13 protein-coding genes are annotated in these 23,623 nt (G+C 71.4%); 8 read left to right on the top strand and 5 right to left on the bottom strand.

The genetic code is table 11. The annotated features are described in order from the left end of the window. The first annotated feature begins 87 nt into the window (after positions 1-87). Positions 88-522, top strand: a complete 435-nt coding sequence (locus ACQEU1_RS03535; protein WP_433196138.1) for an STAS domain-containing protein — start codon at positions 88-90, stop codon at positions 520-522. Here the strand turns inward: ACQEU1_RS03535 and mycP are convergent. From mycP to rph, 4 genes are all read right to left on the bottom strand, one after another. Next, positions 461-1,903 carry a type VII secretion-associated serine protease mycosin gene (gene mycP / locus ACQEU1_RS03540; protein ID WP_433196140.1) on the bottom strand — a complete coding sequence of 481 codons (1,443 nt, stop codon included), beginning with the start codon at positions 1,901-1,903 and terminating at the stop codon, positions 461-463. The genes ACQEU1_RS03535 and mycP overlap by 62 nt on opposite strands. Before the next feature lie 207 nt (positions 1,904-2,110). Beyond that, positions 2,111-4,627 (bottom strand): M48 family metalloprotease, encoded by a 2,517-nt coding sequence (locus ACQEU1_RS03545; RefSeq protein ID WP_433196142.1) that lies wholly within the window; start codon positions 4,625-4,627, stop codon positions 2,111-2,113. Between the two features lie 49 nt (positions 4,628-4,676). After that, on the bottom strand, positions 4,677-4,997 hold the full coding sequence (locus ACQEU1_RS03550; protein ID WP_433196144.1) for a hypothetical protein: 321 nt from the start codon (positions 4,995-4,997) through the stop codon (positions 4,677-4,679). A 791-nt stretch (positions 4,998-5,788) separates the two neighbouring features. Then, entirely contained in the window at positions 5,789-8,383 is a 2,595-nt protein-coding gene (rph, locus tag ACQEU1_RS03555; protein WP_433196146.1) for a rifamycin-inactivating phosphotransferase, read from the bottom strand. Positions 8,384-8,749: 366 nt separating this feature from the next. Between rph and ACQEU1_RS03560 the strand changes: the two genes are divergently transcribed. Genes ACQEU1_RS03560 through ACQEU1_RS03575 form a run of 4 tightly spaced genes read left to right on the top strand, consistent with a single transcriptional unit; the run spans position 8,750 to position 17,890 of the window. Beyond that, positions 8,750-11,644 (top strand): BTAD domain-containing putative transcriptional regulator, encoded by a 2,895-nt coding sequence (locus ACQEU1_RS03560; RefSeq protein WP_433196148.1) that lies wholly within the window; start codon positions 8,750-8,752, stop codon positions 11,642-11,644. Between the two features lie 24 nt (positions 11,645-11,668). Next, a complete protein-coding gene (locus ACQEU1_RS03565; RefSeq protein ID WP_433196150.1) occupies positions 11,669-13,204 on the top strand; it encodes an FG-GAP-like repeat-containing protein in 1,536 nt (511 codons plus the stop codon). A gap of 25 nt (positions 13,205-13,229) precedes the next feature. Further along, complete coding sequence (locus ACQEU1_RS03570) at positions 13,230-14,726, top strand: FG-GAP repeat domain-containing protein (protein WP_433196152.1); 1,497 nt, start codon at positions 13,230-13,232, stop codon at positions 14,724-14,726. An 11-nt stretch (positions 14,727-14,737) separates the two neighbouring features. Further along, entirely contained in the window at positions 14,738-17,890 is a 3,153-nt protein-coding gene (locus ACQEU1_RS03575; protein ID WP_433196154.1) for a DUF2961 domain-containing protein, read from the top strand. 126 nt (positions 17,891-18,016) lie between these two features. On the opposite strand, the gene ACQEU1_RS03580 is transcribed toward ACQEU1_RS03575, so the two are convergent. Continuing rightward, the gene (locus tag ACQEU1_RS03580; protein ID WP_433196156.1) at positions 18,017-18,778 is read right to left on the bottom strand and encodes an alpha/beta fold hydrolase; all 762 of its coding nucleotides are present in this window, start codon (positions 18,776-18,778) and stop codon (positions 18,017-18,019) included. 213 nt (positions 18,779-18,991) lie between these two features. Here ACQEU1_RS03580 and ACQEU1_RS03585 point away from each other — a divergent pair, with 213 nt between their 5' ends. From ACQEU1_RS03585 to ACQEU1_RS03595, 3 genes are all read left to right on the top strand, one after another. Then, entirely contained in the window at positions 18,992-20,005 is a 1,014-nt protein-coding gene (locus tag ACQEU1_RS03585; protein ID WP_433196158.1) for an aldo/keto reductase, read from the top strand. Positions 20,006-20,225: 220 nt separating this feature from the next. Beyond that, positions 20,226-23,066 carry a hypothetical protein gene (locus ACQEU1_RS03590; protein ID WP_433196160.1) on the top strand — a complete coding sequence of 947 codons (2,841 nt, stop codon included), beginning with the start codon at positions 20,226-20,228 and terminating at the stop codon, positions 23,064-23,066. 105 nt (positions 23,067-23,171) lie between these two features. Further along, the gene (locus ACQEU1_RS03595; RefSeq protein ID WP_433196162.1) at positions 23,172-23,600 is read left to right on the top strand and encodes a hypothetical protein; all 429 of its coding nucleotides are present in this window, start codon (positions 23,172-23,174) and stop codon (positions 23,598-23,600) included. The last annotated feature ends 23 nt before the right edge of the window (positions 23,601-23,623 follow it).

Here is a 23,623-nt window from a genome sequence, read left to right on the forward strand (position 1 = left end):
CGCTGATCGTCATCTCGAGCCACGGGAGTCGGCACCTGACATCGAGCGCTGACTCCCTGCTCGTGGAGTCGGCAGGGAAGGCGGCTCATGTACGCCCGCCGGCGCGAGGAATCAGTGTCGCTGTCCGTCCACACCAGTCATCACAGCCTCGACGGCGCCCTGCCCGTGGTGGTCGTGGCGGGCGAGATGGACCACGCCGGCGCCCGGCTGGTCCGAGCGGCGGTGCTCGACCAGGTGGCGCTCGCTCCTCCCGGCGTGATCGCGGATCTGCGCGCGGTCACGTTCCTCGCCGCCACCGGGATCGAGTCGTTGATCAGCACCGACGAGTCCGCCCAGTCGGCCGGGGTCAGGCTGGCGCTGGTGGCGGACCAGCACGCGGTGATGGAACCGCTTCAGGTCACCAGCTGCGACCTCGTGCTGGACGTGTTCGAGAACGTGCCCGACGCTTTGTGGGCCTTGCTCAGCTGGTGGCCGCAGCCGAGTCCCGCTGTCCTCCGAGTTGGGCGCGACGTCTGCGGTTGATCGAGTTGAGGACGAGCAGCGTCAGCATCAGCAGTCCGAAGCCGACGCTGATGCCGCTCAGGGCCACGATGATCGGCGGCCAGTCGCGGTCCGGCGGCGCGGTGACGGTCGTGACCAGGTCTCTGGGTGGCAGACTGGTGAAACCCGTGGACTCGGCGGGCAGCACGGCGGTCAGGGCGGCCACCGGGTTCACCATGCCGAAGCCGATCCGGTGGTCCCTGCCGGACGTGTTGCCGGGGTGCAGCGCGGTGGCCTTGAGCCGGTCCATCACCTGGCGCGCCTTGAGGTCTGGGAACCGCTCGCGCACCAGCGCGGTGATACCCGCGACGTAAGGTGCGGCGAAACTCGTCCCCTGGATCTTCCCCACGCCGTCGGCCTTCACGTTGGCGTTGGTCAGGCCGGTGCCCTTGGGGTCGACGGAGATGATCTCCTCGCCGGGTGCGGCGATGCTGACCCACGGGCCCCAGACGCTGAAGCCCGACACCTCGCCGGAACGCGCCATCGACGCCACCGACAGCACGTCGTCGGCGAACCACGCTGGCGACGAGACCGAGTTGACGATCGCCGGGTCGAGGTTGTTGTTCTGCAGCGGACACCCGGCTTTGCTGTCGAGGTTGCCGGCCGCCGTCACGATAACGGTGTTCTTGACGTCGACCGCGTACCGGATCGCGGCTTGCAGCGCCCGGTCGTCCTGGCTGAAGTCCTTGGGGGTGCCGCAGTTCGTCAGGGAGATGTTGACGACGCCGGCGCCCTGGTCGGCGGCGCGCACGACGGCCTGCGCCAGCGTCGAGACCTTGCCGGCGGACGTCCGCTTGTCCCTGGTGGCGTCACCCTTGAACTCGAAGCGGTCGCTGGTCTGGCGGATCGCGAGGATCGTCGCTTCCGGTGCCGCGCCGACGAAGTCGCCCTCGGTCCTGGCCGCCGCGGCGACGCCCGCCACCTCGGTGCCGTGGCCGTCGCAGTCGTCCGCGCCGTTCCGGTTCCCGCTGACGTACTCACCGCTGGGCACGACCCGGCCGCCGAAGCGCGGGTTGCGCGGGTCGACGCCCGTGTCGATGATCGCGATCTTGACGCCCTTGCCGGTCGCGAACCGGTGTGCCTGCTGGAGGTTCAGGTGGACCTGGCCCCACGGCATGTACTCGATCAGCTCGTTCTTGGTGTCGGACTCGACGCAGCCCTTGCCTGTCGGTGTGTACGGCACGTCCGGCCCGCCCGTGTCGCGCGGCGGCTGGGTGCCGGGCGGTAGCGCCGGCGGCACCGAGTTCGGCTGGACGGCGGACGACGGTTGTGCGGAAGCCGCCGGGACCGCTCCTGTCAGAAGCAACAACGCGGTGATCGCCGTCGCCGTGGCACGGCGGAACCCCGTGGTAACGATCTTCACCTGTGACCCCCCGGTCCTCACCCACCGACCCCCCGATCGGTGATGACCGAAGTCCACCACGGAAGGTCCGAAGCCGCAAAAATCGGGGCGCCCCCACCTGAAACCTGCTTCAGGTGGGCGGTTTCGCGCAGCGACGCGGCTGACGACGGCAGCGATGCGGCGGCCACGTTCCGCCCATGAGGTCAGGCTGACCGCGGTGGCACCCGTCTACAGCGTCAGCACGCTCTTCGCCCACAGGTCCAGCTCCGCCTTGCTGGCCACGAGCGTCTCGCTCGCGGCCTTCGTGCGGCTGTCGTCCCTCAGCTCCCACGCGACCGCATAGGCTTCGTACGACTCGACCCTGAGCCGCAGTCCGGTGACGCAGTGGCCGTGCACCTCGCGGACGACGTCGTTGGGCGGCCGGTACGACTCGGCGTCGCTCAGGACCTGCCGCAGGGGTTCGATGATCTCGGCGCGCATCCGCTTCGCCCTGAGGCGTCTGTCGGGTTCCTTTTCGATCTTCAGCACCTCGGTGTCGATCGCGAAGCGCCGTTGCAGGAGATCCGGTGCGCGGCGGGTCTTGTAGTCCTGGACAGCTTCCCCTTCGACCCAGGCCTGGTCGTCCTGCGTTTGCACGCCACCGGTGTCCGCCGCCGGCGGGACGTGAAGTCCTGCGAGGACACCGGTGGCGGTTCCGGCGGCGAGCAGCATCGAGACGGCGACCAGCACGATCCACGGCGGCGGTCCGCTGCGCACGGGCGGCGCGAGCGCACCGATCGCCGCCGTGGTCGTGGAGACCAGGAACCCCGAGGCGAGCACGTACCACAGCACCTGGGTCGCGAAGCCCGGTGTGAGCGCTCCGCCTCGGGCGGTGTTGACGACGAGGACACCGATGCCGAGCACCGCGGCGGCGACAGGGCCCGCCAGCAGGGCGGCGCCGTGTCCCGGGCCGCCGAACAGCACGGCGGCGACCAGTCCGGCGGCCGCCGCGAGAGCACCGGCGAGCCACAGGTACGTGGTGAGCAGACCGGCGGCGTCCCCCGCCGGGGTGAGCGCCCGGAACGCGGCGAGCACGATCACGCCGGTGAGACCGACCACCGCCCCCGTGCCCACCGCGTGCTGAACGCTCGGGCCTGACGCCGGCCACGTTCTCGGCGGGGCGAGCCACGCGGGCGTCGTCTCGCCGCGGCGCACCGTCCACAGTGTCCACCAGGTGACGGAGGCGAAGAACACCGCTGCCACAACGGGAACGGGACTTTCCGCCCACATCAGCAGTGCCGGGCCGACGAGCGCCCACGTTCCCGCTCCGAGAACCACCCGCACCTGCTCGCAGAACCACAGCGCGACACCGAACAACGCCGTGCCGAGAACGACCGCCGGAACCCAGTTCGCCCTGGCGCCGCGGAACCGGCCGCCGGCGCGGGCCCAGAGTTCGCCGAGCCCCGCGACCACTGCCGTGGCTCCCGCGACGACCAGACCCGCGGCCAGCACCGGCACCACGCGGCCGAACCTGTCGGTTCCCTCCAGCGCGGTGCCGGCCAGCGAAGCCGCCTGCCCGGCCACCACACCGACGAAGGTCCCGAGTGCCACCACTCCCGGCCGGGGCGCGACACCGGTGACGCGTCCGACGCACGCCTGACGCCACAGCGCGATGGCGAGGGTCGCCGCGAGCAACGGAGCCATGCCGATCGCGACGGCGACGCGGGCGACGTGCAGCAGCTGGCTGTCCAGTGCGGCGGAGACGACCAGTCCCCCTACCAGGGGAAGCACGAGTCCGGTGAAGAACGCGACGGTGAAGCCGTCCGCGAAGGTGACCGCGGTGGCGCGACTCGGGTCGAGGACGACCTGGAGCCGGGACGCCACCTCCGGATGGCTCGATCGCCAGCGGGACCGTCGTGGAGCATCGGGAACCCTGGCCGCGAACAGGTCCGCGAGCGCCTGCGCACCGCCGGCCATCGCCGCCCGCAGATCGGCGTCGTGCTCACGCGACCGCAGCAGCGCGCGCCTGGCGAGGTCCACCGCGAGCGCCAGCAACGCGGCCCGCCAGAGGTAGTCGGGCAGCACGGAGAAGTCGGCCGACACCACGCTGAGCACTACGGGCACCAGCAACATCGGGGTGAGCACGTACCAGACCGCCCGCGCCAGCCTCGACATCGCCACGTCGTGGTGCACGAGATGGGCCAGCTCGTGCCGGAGGACCGGGTCGAAGGCGGGATGCCCCGGCTTGATCGCGAGCCCGATGGGCAGCGCGATCCGGTAGTGCCCCGGCCGCCCGAAGCAGAAGGCACCGCGCACCAACGGTCCGGACACCAGGGCGGGCGGCGTGCGCAGGCCCATCTGGCGTGCCAGCTCACGCATCCGGTGCTCGGTCGCCGCGAGGCCGGGACCGAGCGGTGTCAGCTCACGCCGTCGCGTGGTCACCGCGGGCCCCGCGAACAACACGACCAGCGCGGCGATCACGAGCACCAGCACCGCGCCGACGGCGAACGCGGCCCGCTCGCGTTCGATCGGCGCGGCGCACCGGAGGAACGCGGCTTCCTGCGCGGCGGCGTCGTTCGACGTCGCCGCCGACGTGCTCGCGCACTCGCCGATCGCGGAGCTCCACGCCGCACCGCCGACGGCGTCGACGTTGTAGGTGGCACTGCCGGCGAAGAGCCCGGCGGCGAGCATCGCGACGACGAGCACGAGGAACCGCGCCGTCGTCGCGGCGGGAAAGGCCAGCACGTCCGGCCGCGGAACGTCCACCGTCAGCACCGGGTGGCCGGACTCGGTTCGGTCAAGCCTTTCGGCACGGTCATTCGTCTTTCGCATAACTGAACTCGCCGTAGATGTCGACGAGCACCAGCAACTCCACGTTGTACCCCTCGATCTCCCCGACCTTCTGAACCGACCACTGCGCCGTTCGTTCGGTCCGGGAAACCTGGCCGACGACGTCGACCGGCCGCAGCACGACCTCGTTCGCCGTTCCGCCCGCCAGTCCGCGTTCGACGAATTGCGGGATTCCGGTCCTGACGTTGTGCGACAGCTCGTAACGACCGTCCGCCGCGAACGTGAGCGTGTAGCCGGTCTGCGACCCCTCGCCGCCGGACCACCTGCCGACCAGGTCGCGCGGCATCCCGCCGGGAGGTTTGGCCGGAGTGGATTTGCCAGGCGAGGCAACAGGAGGAGCCGGTTCGCTCGACGGGGCGGGCGGCGGAGCCGTGTCTCGCGCCGACGCTGCGGGACTGCTCGTGTCAGGGGCCGCTTTCGGCGTTCCGGGGGTCGTGCAACCGACTACCGTCATCAAGAGGAATAAAACGGACGCGCAGACACGCCAGGTCCTCACGCACATGAAAAGACACCAACTTCCGGGCGACTACATCGTCCAACGGACGTCGGCTGGTGGGCGGTTCAAGAATGCGCGCGCAGATCACCCGTTCAGCTGAAGATCAATGGCGCCCGAAATCGTTGCCCAAACCCAACTATAGGTCGAAAATCGGTCAGCATGCCGGGGATGGAAGACGACCTGATGGCCAAGGTGCCGACGACCGTGCAGCGCGGGCAGGCGGGTGAGCGAGATGCCGCCCGAGGAACTGGAGTCCCTTCCGGCGAACTGGTCAGGGGGCACCACGGGCAAGGTGGGGCAGGCGTTGGCGGAGGGCTCGACCGAACCGCTGCCGGCCGACTGACTTCGCCGCCAGACATCAGCGGTCCGCGATCAAGCAGCATGCGCGGAGGAAGACGAGACCGCCCGGTGGAGACATCTCCACCGGGCGCCTCAATTGTCGCCTTCTGCCGTGCGGAACGTCAGCGGGCGCACCGCCACGAGTAGGCGTTGTGCGGGTCAAGAAGCCGGAGCTCCAATTGACCTCTTTCTGTCCGCTCCCGCGTGCGAACCGTTGCCGCGCGGACGCCGGAGGCTCTCCGTCAGGGGGCGGTGCCGAGGATCTCGACGAACCCTTCGGTCCCGTTCACCCTGATCCGCTGACCGTCCTGGATCGTCCGGGTGGCCTGCTCGACCCCGACCACCGCGGGCAGGCCGTACTCCCTGGCGATGACCGCGCCGTGGGTCATCATCCCGCCGACCTCTGCGACCAACCCGGCGATCTGTACGAACAACGGTGACCAGCTCGGGTCGGTGTAGGCGGTGACGAGGATGTCGCCCGGTTCGAGGTCGGCGTCCGCGACGTTCAGGACGACCCGCGCCCTGCCTTCGACCACGCCGCCCGAGACGGCCAGGCCGGACAGGGCGCCGGACGGCAGGTCGTCGCGGCGGTATTGGCCGTTGATGGTTTCGCCGTCCGAGGTGAGCACGCGCGGCGGAGTGAGGGACTCGTACGAGCGGAAGGCGTCCCTGCGTTCGCGGATCACCTCGTCGTAGCGGCGGCCGGTGAGCGTCAGGTCGTGGAGTTCTTGCAACGTCAGGAAGTAGCAGTCCTCTTCGGACTCGAGCAGGCCCGCGGCGGCGAGGCGCCCGGCTTCCGCCAGCAACGCCTTCTTGTAGACGAAGTAGCGGCTGATCATCCCGTACTTCGGGTACTCGCGGTAGCCGATGAACGTGCGCACACGGTCGATCATGCGCTTGGTGTCGGCGGCCTTCTGGTCGCCGTCGGGGAGCAGCAGCAGGCGTTCGAGCACCTCCTGCTCCTTCTGCCACGCCTCCTGCCTGCCCTGGTCGAAGCGGCGGGTGGCGGCGCCCTGCGTGAAGTTCCGGACGTTCGTGAGGATCATGGGCAGCAGCGCGGAAGGGCTTTCACTCCAGCGGGTCCTGGTGATGTCGATCTCGCCACCGCAGCGCATGCCGTACCTGCCGAGGTAGGCGAGGACGGCGTCGCGTGCCTCGACACCGCCTGGGAACCGGGGCAGTTCGTCGAGGAAGTCGTCGCCGGCGTGCTGGAGGAACGCGACGACCTCGGGGTGCGGCCTGATGGCGTCCGCGACGTCGAGCAGCGCGAGCCCCATCTCGGAGGTGACGTTGTGCGGTGCGGACAGCGAGAGGGAGTCCGCGGCGTTCTTCTCGCCCAGCCAGTCGAGGAGGTTCTCGTTGAGCCACCAGGTCGCCTGCATGCCTGCCGTGATCACCTGGTTGCTGCGCGAGTCGAAGAGGATCCGGCGGAGCTCCTCGAAGTCCGCGAGGACGAACTCGAGCAGGTCTGGTCCGGACCTGCCCCGGATCGCCTGCTCCAGCGCGGCGAGCGACGCCTCGGCGTTGCCGATCAGTTCGGTGACGAGGTCCGGGTCGGTGTCGATCGCGGCCTGCGCCACCCCGGGGATCGGCGGTCCCGCTTCCGTGCTCTCCTGGACGAAGCCGGTGCGGTTCAGCACGGTGCGCAGCGCGTCGCCCATCAGCGGATCGGACTTGCCGGCGACGTCCAGGAACGCCGCACGGCTCCGCGGTGCGGCGAGGATCGGGGTGACGTCGACGAACAGGCGTCCGGCGGCCACCGCCATCGGCCTGGGGGTCGTCAGCTGCCAGACGGAGAGGCCCAGCGGTTTCATGGCGTCGGTCATCATCTGCTGGTGGCCGACGGAGACGTAGACGTGGTTGCCGCCGTCAGCGGTCTCCGGGACGGGGAAGAGCGTGGTGATCGGCCTGCTCTGGACGATCTGGAACTCCTCGCCGGCCAGGCACCACTCGATGTCCTGGGGCCCGCCGAAGTGCTCCTCGATCCTGCGGCCGATCCGGGTCAGGCGCACCACCTGCGCGTCCGTCAGCGCCGGCTGCCGTTGCCGCGCGGGTTCGACCTCCTCCTCGCGCGTGCCGCCCTCGGGCACGGCACGCAGGGCCAGGTGCTTGGTGGCGATCGTCTTCTCGACGACCTCCTCGCCGAGGACGCGGTAGACGTCGGCGTTCACCAGGCCCGACACGAAGGCCTCGCCGAGCCCGAAGACCGCCTCCGCACAGGCGATCCTGCGGTTCGACGTCACCGGATCGGCCGTGAAGAGCACCCCGGCCGACTCGGGGAACGCCATCCGCTGCACGACCACGGCCATCCGCACCCCGCGCTGGCCGAACCCGTTGCGCAGCCGGTAGGTCACCGCGCGCTCGGTGAACAACGAGGCCCAGCACCTGCTGATGTGCCGCAGCACCTCGGCCGTTCCCACGACGTTGAGGTACGTGTCCTGCTGGCCCGCGAACGAGGCGGAGGGCAGGTCCTCGGCGGTCGCGCTCGACCGGACCGCGCAGGCGGTGCGCTCGCCGAGCACGACCAGTGCCTCCGTGACGTCGGCCGCGACGTCGGCCGGAACCGCGAGGCGTTCGATCTCCCGCCGCACCTCCGCGCTGCGCACGCGAATCCCGGCCAGGTCGTCCGCGGCGAGACCTTCCAGCCCGTCCAGCAACGCGGTGGCCGCCGGCGCGTCGAGCAGAGCCCTGTCGAACGCCTCCGTCGTCACGCAGAAGCCCGGAGGCACCTGGACGTCGTCGAGCCGGGACAGTTCTCCCAGATGCGCTCCCTTGCTGCCGCACAGTGAGATCCGCGTGCTGTCGATGTCTCCGAAACCGAGCACGTAGCCGCTCATCCGGTCAATTCCCCCAAGTCACCGTCTTACCCGCACCTGCGAGTCTCGCGTCAGGCGCCAGATTCTGCGCGACGGACGGGGTCTTGCCGCAAGCCCAGGGGTGCGCTATACGTTGAAGTGGGAAGAGGGTCGTCCTCCCGTCACGGGTTCGCGTTCGACGCCCCAGGCGGTGGCGCCGGGAAGGCGCTCCCCGAATTCATCCAGGATGCGGCGCTCCCGCCGAGCGCCACGGCGTTGTCCGCTCCGGGGTCCTTTGTCCGATCCCCCTTTGTGAGCTGCCGTTTTTCCCTGACGGACAACGTTCGCGGTGTTAGCTTCTCGAACGTGCCTGGGGGCATCTTGGGGAGATGTCGAGGAGCGGGAAGCATGCGATTCCGGGTGCTGGGGCCGGTGGAAGTGCGTGCCGGATCGGACAGGGTGGAACTGGGAGGAGCGAGGCCGGCGACGATGCTCGCCGTGCTGGCGACGGCCGTGGGCGAGGTCGTGCAGGTCGACGACATCGTCGAGGCGGTGTGGGGGAGGAGACCACCGCGCAACGCGCGGGCGGCGTTGCACACGAACGTGTCCGCGCTGCGGAGGGCGCTCGCCGGTGACGTGATCGTGCGTCGCGGCGGCGGCTACCTGCTGGACGTGCCACCGGAGCAGGTGGACGCCTGGGAGTTCGGCGACCGCGCGGCGAAGGGCCGGCGGGCGCTCGGGGAGCAGCGGCACGCGGAGGCCGCCGCGGAGTTCCGCGCCGCGCTCGCGTTGTGGCGGGGCGGTGCGCTGGGCGGCGCGACCGGGGAGTGGGCCGACGGGGAACGTGCGCGGCTCGCCGACCTGCGGCTCGCCGTGCTGGAGGACCACCTCGGTGCCGCCAGGACGACGGGGCACGACCTGCCGCCCGTGGCCGAGCTGCTGGGGCTGGTCGCGGCCAACCCGTTGCGGGAACGGCTGCGGGCGCAGGTGGTGCTCGTGCTGTGCGGGCTGGGCAGGCAGGCCGAGGCGCTCGCCTGCTACGACGAGGGCCGCCGGATCCTCGCCGACGAGCTGGGCGTCGATCCCGGCCGGGAGCTGCGCGAGGCCCACCAGAAGGTGCTGGCAGGGCAGCCCGCGGTCGTGACGCCGGCGCAGCTGCCGCCGGACATCGCCGACTTCGCGGGCCGCGACGACGAACTGGCCGGGCTGTGCCGCCGGTTGACCGGGACCGGTGGCGGCGTCGTGCCGGTGGTCGCGATCTCCGGCCAGGCGGGGGCGGGCAAGAGCACCCTCGCCGTGCGGGCGGCACATCGGGTGCGCGAGCGCTATCCGGACGGCCAGCTGTACGCGTCACTGCGGGGCGCGCACGGCACGCGGGTCGAACCGGGCGAGGTGATCGTGCGGTTCCTGCACGCGCTGGGCGTGTCCGATGCGTCGATGCCGCGCGGTGTGGACGAACGGATCGTGCTCTACCGCACGCTCGTGGCGGGACGGCGCGTGCTGGTGGTGCTCGACGACGTGGCCGACGAACGGCAGGTGCGGCCGTTGCTGCCGGGCTCGCCGACGTGCGCGTGCGTGCTGACGAGCCGCTCGCGGCCGAGCGCGCTGGAGGGAGCCGCGCACGTCGAGCTGGGCACGCTCGGCGAGGGCGAGTCGCTCGCGTTGCTGGAGCGGATCGTCGGCGCTGGGAGGGTGGCCGCCGAACCGGGTCGTGCGGCCGAGATCGCGCGTCTGTGCGGTCACCTGCCGCTCGCGGTGCGGATCGCGGGCGCCCGGCTGGTCTCGCGGGAGGACTGGTCGCTGGCGCGGCTCGCGACCCGGCTGCGCGAGCAGCACCGGTTGCTCGACGAGCTGTCCATCGGGGACCTGGAGGTTCGCGGCGGTCTCGCCCTGAGCTACGCGGGGCTGTCGGAGCGGGGCAGGGCCGGCGTGCGCAGGCTCGGGTGGTTCGGCGTGCAGGACTTCGAGCCGTGGTTCGGCGCGGCCCTGCTCGGAGTCGGGCTGCTCGACGCCGAGGACGTGCTCGACGAACTGGTCCGCGCGCGGCTGCTCGACGTCGCGGGCGCCGGGCTCTACCGGCTGCACGACCTGACCAGGACGTTCGGCTGGGAGCTCGCCGAGGCCGAGGACGAGGCCGGGGACCTGCTGCGGGCGACCGAACGGGTGGCGCACGGCTGGTCCCGGCTGCTCGCCGACACCTCGGCCGTGGCGGACCCGCAGGCGTGGTTCGACGCGAGCGAGGCCGCGATGGTGCACACCGTCGAACGGGCCTGCGAGCTCGGCCTCGCCGCCGTCGCGGTGACGCTGACGGTCGACGTGTGCGCGTCGAAGCTCGCCGCCGACAACCGGTTCAGCCTGCGGTGGCGCACCCACACCGTGGCACTGGAGGCGGCGGGGAAGGCGGGCGACGTCGCGGGCGAGGCCCGGCTGCTGGCCGGGTTCGGGTGGCTGCGCCGCGAGCAGGACCGGCTCGACGAGGCCGTCCACCACTACGAGCAGGCGATGGCGAAGTACGCCGAGGCCGGGGACGAGGGGGCGATCACCACGACCAGGGTGGTCCTGGGCGAGGTGCTGCGCGAGCGCGGTGACCTCGCCGACGCGCTGGACCTCGTCACCGGGGCGCTGCCGGACCTCACCGACGAGGCGTGGACGGCCCGCGCCCAGCACGGCAGGGGCAAGACGCTGACCGAGCTCGGACGGCTGCCCGAGGCGGTCGGAGCGCTGGACTGGGCCCGCGAGACGTACCGGAGGCTCGGCGAGCAGCGCGAGGCCGCCCTGGTCGAACGGTCACTGGCGATCGCGCACCGGGGCGCCGGGGCGTTCGGCACCGCGGAACGGCTCTCGGCCCGTGCGCTGCGCACGTTGCGAGAGATCGGCGACCGGCACATGGCGGCGTACGCCGTGCAGGCGTGGGCGAAGGCGCGGATCCGGCAGGGACATCCGGACGACGCGCACGACGCGTTGGAGGAGGCGCTCGGCACGTGCCGCGGGCTGCAGGACGGGTTCGGCCAGGCGCTGCTGCTGCGCACGCTCGGGGAACTGGAGCTCGCGCGGAACCGGCCGGAGGAGGCCTGCCGGCTGCTCGACCTGTCGCTGCAGTGGTGGGACGCGCTGTCGCTGCCCCTGTGGCGTGCCCGGTCCCTGCGCGATCTCGCGCAGGCGTACCGCGCGCTCGGCCGCCCGGCCGAGGCAGGCCGGGCGGAGGACGAGGCGAGGGCGTTGTTCGTACGGCACGGCAGCAGGGAAGCGGCGGAGACGGCACCGCCTCTGTGCGGCCCGCAGGATCTTCGCAGAATTCTCTGAGAGCTCCTGCCTAACTTCGTGCCCATGAGATGGAAAGCACTGGTGGTGGGCCTGGTGGCCGCGCTGCCGATCACTGTGGTGTCGGTGGCGCCGGCCCAGGCCGACGCCGCTTACATCAACGAGGCGGCGGGGCACGCGCAGGCGGAGAAGGCCGAGTACGGCATTCCCGCGTCCGTGAGCATCGCCCAGTCCGCACTGGAGTCGAACTGGGGCGCGAGTGGGCTGTCCCGCAACTACCTCAACTTCCACGGCTCGAAGTGCGCGGCGCCCGACCGGCCGGGACCGATCGCGATCGGGTGCAAGCAGCTCCCCACGACCGAATGCCCCGGCGGCAACTGCGGTGGCACCAGGGCGTACTTCCGGGTGTTCGCGTCCATGCGGGACTCGTTCCGCGACCACGGCCGCAACCTGAGCACGAACTCGGCCTACGCGCACGCCCTGCCGTACCGCAACGACCCCGACCGCTACATCCGCGAGATCGCGCGGACCTACGCGACCGACCCGGCGTACGCCGACAAGGTCATCAAGGTCATGCGGGACAACAACCTCTACCGCTTCGACACCGGCGGCCCGCTGCCGAACCCGCAGGAGCTGATCCTCGGCGGCGGCAGGACGGACTTCACCGGTGACGGCAAGGCGGACGTCGCCACGTTCACCCGCGGCACGTCGGCCGACGTCTACGTCGCGGCCTCCACGGGCACCGGGTTCTCCGGCACGAGCGTGAAGTGGCACGACAACTTCGCCTTCAACAACGAGATCCCGCTGACCGGTGACTTCAACGGCGACGGCAAGGCCGACGTCGCGACGTTCACCCGCGGTACCACCGCGGACGTGTTCGTGGCGCTGTCCACCGGCAGCGGTTTCGCCGGCACGTCGGTGAAGTGGCACGACAACTTCGCCTTCAACGACGAGGTCCCCGCCGTCGGTGACTTCAACGGCGACGGCAAGGACGACATCGTCACGTTCACCCGCGGCAGCGCGGCGGACGTCTTCGTGGCGCTGTCCACCGGCACCGGCTTCTCGGGCACGAGCGTGAAGTGGCACGACTGGTTCGCCGCGAACGGCGAGATCCCGGCCGTGGGCGACTTCAACGGCGACGGCAAGGACGACATCGCCACCTTCACCCGCAGTGACGCGGGCGACGTCTACGTCGCGACCTCCACCGGCTCCGGTTTCGCCGGCACCTCGGTGAAGTGGCACGACAAGTTCTCCTTCAACGGCGAGATCCCGCTCATCGGCGACTTCAACGGTGACGGCAAGGACGACGTCGTCACGTTCACCCGCGGCGCGGCCGGGGACGCGTTCGTCGCCCTGTCCGACGGCACCAAGTTCGTCGGCGACGGCGTCAAGTGGCACGACCACTTCGCCATCGGCACCGAGACGCCGGGTGTCGGTGACTTCAACGGGGACGGCAAGGACGACGTCGTCACGTTCACCCGCGGCACCGCCGCCGACGTCTACGTGGCGCTGTCCACCGGCTCCGGCTTCGCGGGCGACAGCGTGAAGTGGCACGACTGGTTCGCGATGGGCGCCGAGATCCCGGCACCCGCGCTCGTCTGACACCGAACTCCTTGGGGGAAAAGACATGTATCGCAGGAAACTCCTCGCGACCGCGCTGAGCGGGCTGGCGGCGCTGACCGTCACCACCGCCCTGCCGGCCCACGCCGACGACCCGACGGGCGACGTCTACGTGTCGCTGTCGGACGGCGGCAGGTTCGTCCAGGACAGCTGGAGGTGGCACGACTTCTTCGGCGTGGGCAACGAGATCCCGCTCACCGGTGACTTCAACGGTGACGGCAGGGACGACGTCGTCACGTTCACCAGAGGCGACCGCGGTGACGTCTACGTCGCGCTGTCCAACGGCAACGGCTTCGCCGGCACCAGCGTGAAGTGGCACGACAACTTCGGCTTCGGCACCGAGACGCCGCTCGTCGGCGACTTCAACGGTGACGGCAAGGACGACATCGCCACCTTCACCCAGGGCAACACCGGCGACGTGTTCGTCGCGCTGTCCACCGGCTCCGGTTTCTCCGGCACGTCGGTGAAGTGGCACGACTGGTTCTCCATCGGCAACGAGGTCCCGCTGGCCGGCGACTTCAACGGTGACGGCAAGGACGACATCGCGACGTTCACCCGCGGCGCGACCGGTGACGTGTACGTGGCGCTGTCCACCGGCAGCGGGTTCAGCGGCACGAGCCAGAAGTGGCACGAGCGGTTCGGCATCAACGGCGAGATCGTCGACTCCGGTGACTTCGACGGTGACGGCAAGGACGACATCGTCACGTTCACCCGCGGCGACGCGGCCGACGTCTACGTCTCGTTCTCCGACGGCACCAAGTTCGTGCAGGACAGCTGGAAGTGGCACGACAGCTTCGCCTTCGGCACCGAGATCCCGGAGGTCGGTGACTTCAACGGGGACGGCAGGGCGGACATCGCGACGTTCACCCGCGGCACCGCGGCGGACGTGTTCGTGGCGACCTCCACCGGCTCCGCCTTCGTCGGCACGAGCGCGAAGTGGCACGACCGGTTCGCGGTCGGCGCCGAGGTGCCGCGCATCGGCGACTTCAACGGCGACAAGAAGTCCGACATCGCGACGTTCCTGCTCGGTGGCGCCGGCGGGCTGCGGACCACGATCGCGGACATCGCCAAGGGCGAGATCGGCGTCGCCGAGCCGAACTGCAACAAGTACGGGCCGTGCAACGGCGGCGGCACCGCCTGGTGCGCCATGTTCGCGACCTGGGTCTGGGAACGGGCCGGCATCAAGGGCGTGCCGCGCGGCCAGTACGTCGCGACCTCGCTCGGCAGCTGGGGCCAGCAGCAGGGCACCTGGAAGCCGCGTCCGGCGGGCCAGGTCGGCAACCCGCAGGTGGGCGACTGGGTCGTCTACGGCGCGCCGGGCAGCGGCGTCGGCGGGCACGTCTCGGTCGTCGTGGCGGTCAACGGCAACGGCACCATCACCACGGTCGACGGCAACTCCGGCCCCGGCTCGCGGTACGTGCACCAGACGACGATCGACCCGCGCACCGCGACGGCGAACGCCAACCGGCCGGTCTCCGGCTACGTCAGCCCTCCCGGCGCCTGAAAGGCACACCGATGAACTCCCGTTCAACCGGGGGCTCCGCACTCGCCGCGATCATCCTCGCGGCGAGTGCGCTCGCCCTCCCCGCCGCACAGGCGGCACCGGCGCAGGACAACGGGCCGGTCGGCTGGGACACCTACCGCAGGCTGGACCAGCTCCCGCAACTGAACTCCACGCACACCAAGCAGTTCTCCAGCTTCGCCCGCGACGGCAGCAACGGCGACGGCTTCAGCGGCGCGTTCTCGTGCCTGCGCCAGGACAACGGCTGCGTGCTCGCCGAGCGCAGCGGCCCCGGCGAGGTCGCGTCGATCTGGTTCACCCAGGCCACCGGCGGCCGGGAGGGCGACGTGACCGGCACCGGCTGGATCCGCGTCGAGCTCGACGGCAGGACCGTTGTGCAGCGCTCCCTGCAGGAGCTGGTCGACGGCAAGGAAGGCGCGCCGTTCGCGTACCCGCTGGTCGCGAACGCCGACCAGAGCTCGGGCGGGGTCTACGTCAAGGTTCCCCTGCCGTACCGGGAGTCCATGAAGATCACGGTCCAGAACAACCCGAACTTCTACCACGTGGCGTACCGCGACTTCGCGTCCGCCGACGGCGTGACGACGTTCGACAAGGCCGACCGCGCGGAGGACGTGCTGGCCACGTTGCGCGCGTCCGGTACCCGTGACCCGAAGCCCGCCGCGCCGGGCGCGACGACCGCCACGAAGACCGTGACGGTACCGGCCGGGGGCCGTGCGACGCTCGCGCAGCTGGCCGGTCCCGGCAGCATCGACGCGCTGCGGCTGAAGCTGCCCGCGTACGACAACGCGCTGCGGCTGAGGATCACGTTCGACGGCCGGACCACAGTGGACAGTCCGGTGGGCGAGTTCTTCGGCAGCGGGCTGGGGCAGGCCGCCGTGCGCTCGCTCATGTTCGCGATGGACGGCCAGTGGCACACCAGCTGGTGGCCCATGCCGTACCGGTCCACCGCGCTGGTCGAGCTGGTCAACCCCGGACCGGCCGTGGCGGTGACCTCCGAGGTGACGTCGGCGCCCAAGGCTTGGACCGAGTCGTCCGGGCACTTCACCACCCAGTCGCGGGCGGGCCGCACGGTCGACGGCCAGGACTGGACGGTCGCCGACGCGGGCGGGCGCGGCAAGCTCGTCGGCGTCACGCAGACGATGCGCGGCCTCGACCCGGCCGGGCACCCGCGCGAGTACCTGGAGGGCGACGAGCGCGTGCACGTCGACTCCTCGCCGGCGCCGTCCTGGCACGGCACCGGCACGGAGGACTTCTACGAGGCGGGCTGGTACTTCCACCGCGGGCTGTTCAGCGCCCCGTTCAACGGCAACACCGCGCACCAGAAGGAGACCAACGGGTGCGTGCGGGAGTGCGACAGCGTCTACCGGCTGCTGCTGGCCGACGCGATCGGGTACTCCAGTGCGTTGAGGTTCGGCATCGAGCACGGCCCGGCCAACCTGTTCGTCGCCGACTACGCCTCGACCGCGTACCTCTACACGCGGCCCGAGCCGTCGGTCCGGCGCACGGACGTCGTCGACGCCGGTGACGCCGCAAGCCGTTCGGCCCACGGCTGGACCGAGTCGGGTGGCACGCAGGCGGTGCTGACCGCGCAGTTCGAGGGCGACGACAACGACGTCCCGGTGCGCGACGACGTCCGCACGAGCACGGGCGCGGTGTCGTTCCGGATCGCCGTCGCACCGGGCAACCGGGGCGTCGTGCTGCGCCGCACGAGCGACCAGGCGGCGCCGGCACGGGCGGAGGTGCTCGTGGACGGAACTGTTGCGGGCACCTGGAACCAGCCGTTGCGCAACGGCACCTCGCGCTGGCTGGAGGACTCGTTCACGTTGCCCGCCACGGACAAGGCGCAGGTCACCGTGACGCTGCGGCCGACAGGCCCGTGGACGGCGTCGGCGTACTCGGTGGACTCCGTCGTGGCCGCGGCCGCCGACACGACCGCACCGTCCGCGCCTCAGGTCTCGCTCGCCGGCACGCGGGCCCGTTCCCTGGGCCTCGCGTGGAAACCCGCGGGCGACGACGTCGGCGTGGACGCGTACCGGGTCTACGGCTCGCGGTCGGCGTCCGTGCCGATCACGCCGCAGACGTTGCTGGGCACCAGCCGCACCACCACGTTCCGGCACACCGCGCTCTCCGTCGGCCAGACCTGGTACTACCGGGTCGTCGCGGTCGACGCGGCGGGCAACGCGAGCACGCCGTCGGCCGTGGTGCCGGCGACCGTGAAGCAGGCTCCGGTGTCCGATGTGGACGGCGACGGCAAGGCGGACGTCGCGACGTTCACCCGTGGCGACGCCGCGGACGTGTTCGTGGCGAAGTCGGACGGCTCGAAGTTCGTGGGCACCTCGGCGAAGTGGCACGACAACTTCGCGGTAGGCGCGGAGATCCCGCTGACCGGCGACTTCGACGGCGACGGCAGGGCCGATGTCGTGACGTTCACCCGCGGCCAGAACCCGAGGGTGTACGTGTCGCTGTCCGACGGCACGCGGTTCGTGCAGGACGCCTGGCAGTGGCACGGTTTCTTCGCGGCCGACGACGAGATCCCGCTCGTCGGCGACTTCAACGGCGACGGCCGCGACGACATCGTCACGTTCACCCGAGGCGACCGCGGCGACGTGTTCGTGGCGCTGTCGACGGGTTCGTCGTTCGCCGGCACCTCCGAGAAGTGGCACGACCACTTCGCCGTCGGCACGGAGACCCCGGTGGTCGGGGACGTCAACGGCGACGGGCGCGACGACATCGTCACGTTCACCGGCGGCGCGGCGTACGCGGCGACCTCCACCGGCACGTCGTTCGCCGGCGACGGCATCCGCTGGCACGCCAACCTCCCCGGCCGCCCCGCGCTGGGCGACGTGGACGGGGACGGCCGGGCCGACGCGGTGCTGTTCGCCGGCGGCAAGGTGACCGTGGCGCGGTCGACCGGGACGGCGTTCGGCCAGGCCGCGGTGTGGCACGAGCACTTCGCGGTGGGCGACGAGGTGCCCGGCGTCGCGGACTTCACCGGTGACGGCAGGGCGGACGTCGTCACGTTCACCCGCGGCACCTCGGCGGACGTCTACGTGGCCACCTCCACCGGCTCCGGCTTCGCGGGCGACGGCGTGAAGTGGCACGACCAGTTCGCGTTCGGAGCGGAACTGCCTCGCCCGTCGGTCTGACGGGCCCGCGCGACGGGAGGGTTCCCTCGTACCCCAGCCGAGGAACCCTCCCGTCCTGGCGTCAGTGGCGCGCGACGGCGACGCAGTCGACCGCGGCACCCGTGTTGAAGATCCACGGGCTGGTCGTCAGCCGGCTTCGCGCAGGTCGAACCGTTCGGCGGCCCACTCGGCCAGCCGCGGCCGCAGCGCGAGGTACACGTCGGGGTCGAGCCCCATGCCGGTGTGCGTGCTGTGCACCTCCACGCACTCGGCGTACGGGTCGAGGCTCAGCCGCCACGGCACGATGCCGTCGGACTTGGAGTACACCGACAGCGCGGGCACCTCCAGCGGTGCGGTGGCCGCCGCGACGTTGTCCTCGAAGCAGGCGCCCGACAGGCAGTCGCCGTCCATCAGGCCGGGCACGCCGATCGAGGACAGCCGCGTCAGCGCCCTGGCGGCGAGCAGCACGTGCGGGTGGGCGCCCAGCGGGTCGAGCACGGGGCTGCCCAGCATCACCAGCCCGCGCACGAGGTCGGGACGGCGTGCGGCGGCCAGGCGCGCGAGCCCGCCGCCCCGGCTCTGACCCAGCAGCACCACGGGCCCACCGGTGGCCTCGACGTGCTCCTCCAGCCGCTGTTCGACGCGGTCCACCAGTTCGGAGGTGCACCCGACGTTGAACCCGACGCCCGCACCGGTCGGCTCGTAACCGCGGTCGCGCAACCAGGTGGTGGCGAAGCTGAGGCTGACGTCGCTCGCCCCGAAACCGGGCACCAGCACCACCCCCAGCCCCGCGCCTTCCTGGGGGTTCGCGTCGCGCCACACGCGGTGGCGCAGCAGGCGGGGGATCGTCAGGGCCGCCACGGCGACGTGCTCGCGTGCCAATGACCGAAGCTGTCCAACAGCACTCATCGTCGCCTCCTGGTCGTTCCAAGTGCACAGGAGGTAGCCCGACAGTCCTTCGGCAAACACGGAACAGTGTCACGTTTGGCGACGTGACGGACGAAGTAGCGGACGTTCCTTGTCCGCTACTTCGGACATCGTGGTGCTCGTCGCCGGAAACACCCGGCGCCACCGCTGCAGAGGACCGATGATCGCCGGCCCTGCCGTCCCCGAGGAATCCGCTTGTACACACGTCCCCTTGGCCGCACCGGCATCCAGGTCAGCGTCTACACGCTGGGCACGATGATGTTCGGCCCGTACGGCAATCCCGACCGCGACGAGTGCGTGCGCATCGTTCACAGTGCACTCGACCAGGGCATCAACACGATCGACACCGCCGACGTCTACGGCGGCGACGGAGAGACCGAACGGATCCTCGGCGAGGCTCTGCGGGGGCGTCGCGACGACGTCGTGCTCGCCACCAAGTTCAACGGCCCGATGGGTCCGGATCCCAACCGGCGCGGCAGTTCGCGGCGCTGGATCGTCTCGGCCGTCGAGGGCTCCCTGCGGCGCCTCGGTGTGGACCACATCGACCTCTACCAGGTGCACCACCCCGAGCCCGGCACCGATGTCGAGGAGACGCTGGGGGCGTTGACCGATCTGCTGCGGGCGGGCAAGGTCCGCGCGATCGGCCACTCCAACCTGCCGCCGTCGGACATCGTCGAAGCCCAGTGGGTCTCGGAACGGCGGGGGCTCGCCCGGTTCCGCAGCGAGCAACCGCACTACTCGATCCTCAACAGGGGAGTGGAGCGCGAGATCCTTCCTGTCTGCCAGCGCCACGGGCTCGGCGTCCTGGTGTGGAGCCCGCTGTCGATGGGGCTGCTGTCCGGCAGACTTCGCCGCGGTGGCACCGAAACCCCGTCCGCCGGGCGTCTGCACTGGGCCCGCCGGCACATGACCGACGAACGCAAGCTCGACGCCGTCGAAGAACTCGCCGCGGTGGCGGGGGACGCCGGGATGTCGTTGCCCCACCTCGCGCTGGGGTTCGTCACCGCTCACCCGGCCGTCACCTCGGCGATCATCGGCCCCCGCACGCCGCAGCAGCTCGACGACCTGCTCGCGGGAGCCGGCACTGTTCTCGGCGACGACGTGCTGGACCGCATCGACGAGATCGTCGCGCCCGGTACCGATGTCGGTCCGATCGACGTGGCGTACGTGCCGCCACAACTCGAACAGCCGGCACTGCGCCGCCGCTGACGTCCTGAGAGGCCACCCGCCGGCCGACCCGGCCGGCGGCGGCGACCAGCTGCTCCAGCCCTCGTTGGCCGTCGCGCATCCGTGTTGCTGTCCGTCACCGTTCGGCTACCTCGCGCTCAACCTCAGTGGGCCGCCTGTGCTTTAGTGGCGTCGACGTGGCGACGTTTCTCGAGGCCTTCAAGCGTGGCGCGCGGCCGTCTCGTCGAGGGGATGATCGACCGTGCCGCGGGGTGAACGTGAACTGGTCCGTGACGGCTCGCCGCTCGTGGACTTCGCCGCCGACCTGAGACTGCTGCGCACGAAGGCGGGCACCCCGTCCTACCGCGCCATGGGCGGCACCGCGCACTACTCGTCGACAACGCTGTCGGAGGCCGCGAGCGGGCGGAAGCTGCCCAGCTTGGCCGTGGTGCTGGCGTACGTGCGGGCCTGCGAGGGCGACGCCGCCGAGTGGGAACGGCGCTGGCACGCGCTCGCGGCCGAGCTCAACGAGGGGCGCGCGCCGATGACTGCCGAGGACGTCAGCGGCGCGCCCTACGTGGGACTGCGCGCGTTCGGGCCGGACGACGCGCACCTGTTCTTCGGGCGCGAGCGGCTGGTGGCCGAGATCGTCGGCAAGCCGCAACGGCTGGTGCTGCTGTTCGGCGCCTCCGGGTCGGGCAAGTCGTCGGTGCTGCGGGCGGGCGTGCTCCCCTCGGTCACCGCGCAGGGGAAGACGGCGCTGCTGTTCACCCCGGGGACGCATCCGGTCGAACGGTGCTCGGTCCTGCTCGCGGCCAAGCTCGGCGTGACCGCGGCGGCGGTGATGGACGGGTGGCGCGACGACCGGGCGTTGCACCGGCTCGTCGCGCAGGTGTCGGCCGGCGAGGAGGTGGTGATCGTCGTCGACCAGTTCGAGGAGGTCTTCACGCTCTGCGACGACGAGGACGAGCGGGCCCGGTTCATCGCCGCGCTCGCTGTCGCGGCGAACGCGCCGGGCAGCCGGTGCCGCGTCCTGCTCGGCGTGCGGTCGGACTTCTTCGCGCACTGCTCCGCCCACCCGGCGCTGGCCGACGCCCTGCCGGACGGCCAGGTCCTCGCCGGGCCGATGACCGCCGAAGAACTGCGCCAGGCCATCGTGGCGCCCGCCAGGCAGCTGCAGCTCACCGTGGAGAACCCGCTGGTGGCGGACCTGATCACGCAGGCGCACGGCAGGCCGGGGGTGCTGCCGCTGCTGTCGCACGTGCTGCTGGAGGTGTGGGCGCGCCGCAGCGGTTCCCGGCTTTCGGTCACCGGGTTCCAGCAGGCGGGCGGGCTCGACGGCGCGTTGAGCCGCACCGCGGAGACCGTGTTCGCGGGCCTGGACGAGGCACAGCGGACGCTGGCCAGGACGTTGTTCGGAAGACTGGTCGCGCTGGGGGAGGGCACGGAGGACACGAAAAGACGGCTGACCGTCGGCGAGCTCGGCGACGCTCCCGGCCTGGCGGAGGTGCTCGAGGCCTTCACCGCCGCGCGCCTGCTGGCCAGGGACGGCGACGGGGTCGAGATCACGCACGAGGCGTTGATCCGGGCGTGGCCGCGGCTGCACGGCTGGTTGCACGAGGACCGCGAGAGCCTGCGCCTGCACCGCAGGCTCACCACCGCCGCCGACGCCTGGGAGTCGGAGAGCAAGGACAGCGGCGCTCTGTTCCGGGGCATGCGGCTCGCGATGACGCTCGAGTGGGCGGCGGGGCACGACGCCGCGCTGGCACCGCGCGAACGCGACTTCCTCACCGCCAGCCGGTCCGCCGAAATCGCCGGCAGCCGCCGGCTCCGCAGGCTCGTCGTGCTGCTCAGCGTGGTGTCCCTGCTCGCCGTCACCGCGACGTTCGTCGCCGCGTACGCCCAGCGCAGGGCCGCTGAGCAGCGCAACACCGCCCGCGCCCAGGTCGTCGCGGAGGAGGCCGCCGACCTCTACCCCGCCAACCCGCAGCTGGCCGTGCAGCTGGCCCTGGCCGCGTACCGGCTGGCGCCGTCGGCTCACACCAGCGACGGCCTGCTCAGCACGCTCCCGCTCGCGGTGGTCCGGCAGGACGCCGAGGTCCTGTCCCTCGCGCTCAGCCCGGACGGCCGCACGATGGCGACGGGCAGCGAGGACCGGACCGCGCGGCTGTGGGACGTCACCGACCCGCGCCGGCCGGTGGAGATCGCCGTCCTGACCGGCCACACCGAGGAGATCTACGGGGTGGCGTTCAGCCCGGACGGCCGCACCCTGGCGACGTCGGGGTTCGACCGCAGCGTGCGGCTCTGGAACATCACCGACCCGCGCAACCCGGTGCGGGCCGCCGTCCTGACCGGCCACACCGAGAACGTCCACGCCGTCGAGTTCAGCCCGGACGGCCGCACGCTGGTGTCCGCCGGCTGGGACCGCACGGTGCGGCTGTGGGACGTCTCTAACCCGAACCAGCCCACCGAGGCGGCCGTGCTCGACGGGTTCGCCGACGTCCTCTACGACGCCGGGTTCAGCCCGGACGGCGCCACCCTGGCCGCGGTCGGCGACGGGCAGGGCATCCGGCTGTTCGACGTCGCCGATCCCCGCCGGCCGACGGCGCTCGCCACCGCCGAGGGCCACGACGGCGGGGTGTACGAGCTGGCGTTCAGCCCCGACGGCGCCACCCTGGCCACGGTCGGCGACGACCGCGCCACCCGCCTGTGGGACGTCTCGAACCCCCGCGAGCCGGCACCGGTCGCCACCCTCAACGGCCACGAGGACAGCGTCTACTCGGTGGCCTTCAGCCCGGACGGCAACACTCTGGCCACCGCGGGAGACGACCGCACCGCGCGCCTGTGGAACGTGACCGATCCCCGCCACGTGACCGGTCCGGACACCCTCTCCGGCCACTGGGACGCGGTGGAGGTCGTGGTCTTCAGCCCCGACGGCCGCACTCTGATCAGCGGAGGCTGGGACAGGTCGGTCCGCCTGCTGGGCACCGACGTCGCGGAGACCGTCGCGCACGCCTGCGACCACGTCACGACCGCGATCACCGAGGCCGAGTGGGAGCGCTACTTCCCCGGCCTGTCCTACGAGCGACCCTGCCCGGCCTGACCCGTTGTCAGCTCGTTGATGTCAGGCGGCAGCACTTCCGGCGCCGGACAACGAGAACGGCGTACACCTGGTGCGCCAGATGCCGTTCAACGAAGGAGAACAACGGTGGTGCTCGAGAATCCCATCCGCCACGCCACGCGATCGGGCGCGATGGTGGCCGTCGCGGCGATCGTGGCCTCGATGTTCGCCGCCCCGGCCGCGCACGCGGCCGACCCCAGCACCAAGTTCAGGCTCGACTACGGAGCCAGCTACGCCGTGGGCACCCTGCGCTGGCACGCGCGTTCCGTGGACGTCGACTTCTCGATCAAGGCCGGCTACTGCCGCGAGCTGCGGCCGTTCGCCTTCGACAACAGCGGCCGCGAGCATCGGCCGCCGTGGTGGCCGGGCGCGTGCAACAAGGTCTACAGCGACACCGTGAACGTGCCGGTCGACGTCGTCGGCGGCGCCTTTCGCGTCCGGCTCGACCTCACCGACGAGAAGGGCAAGCTGCTGGTCAGCAGGCCGTGCGTGAAGACCGCCGACTGCGTCGACTGACCTTCCTCGTCGCCGTCTCGGCT

The organism is Lentzea sp. CA-135723, assembly GCF_050936595.1.
Taxonomy (GTDB): Bacteria; Actinomycetota; Actinomycetes; order Mycobacteriales; family Pseudonocardiaceae; genus Lentzea.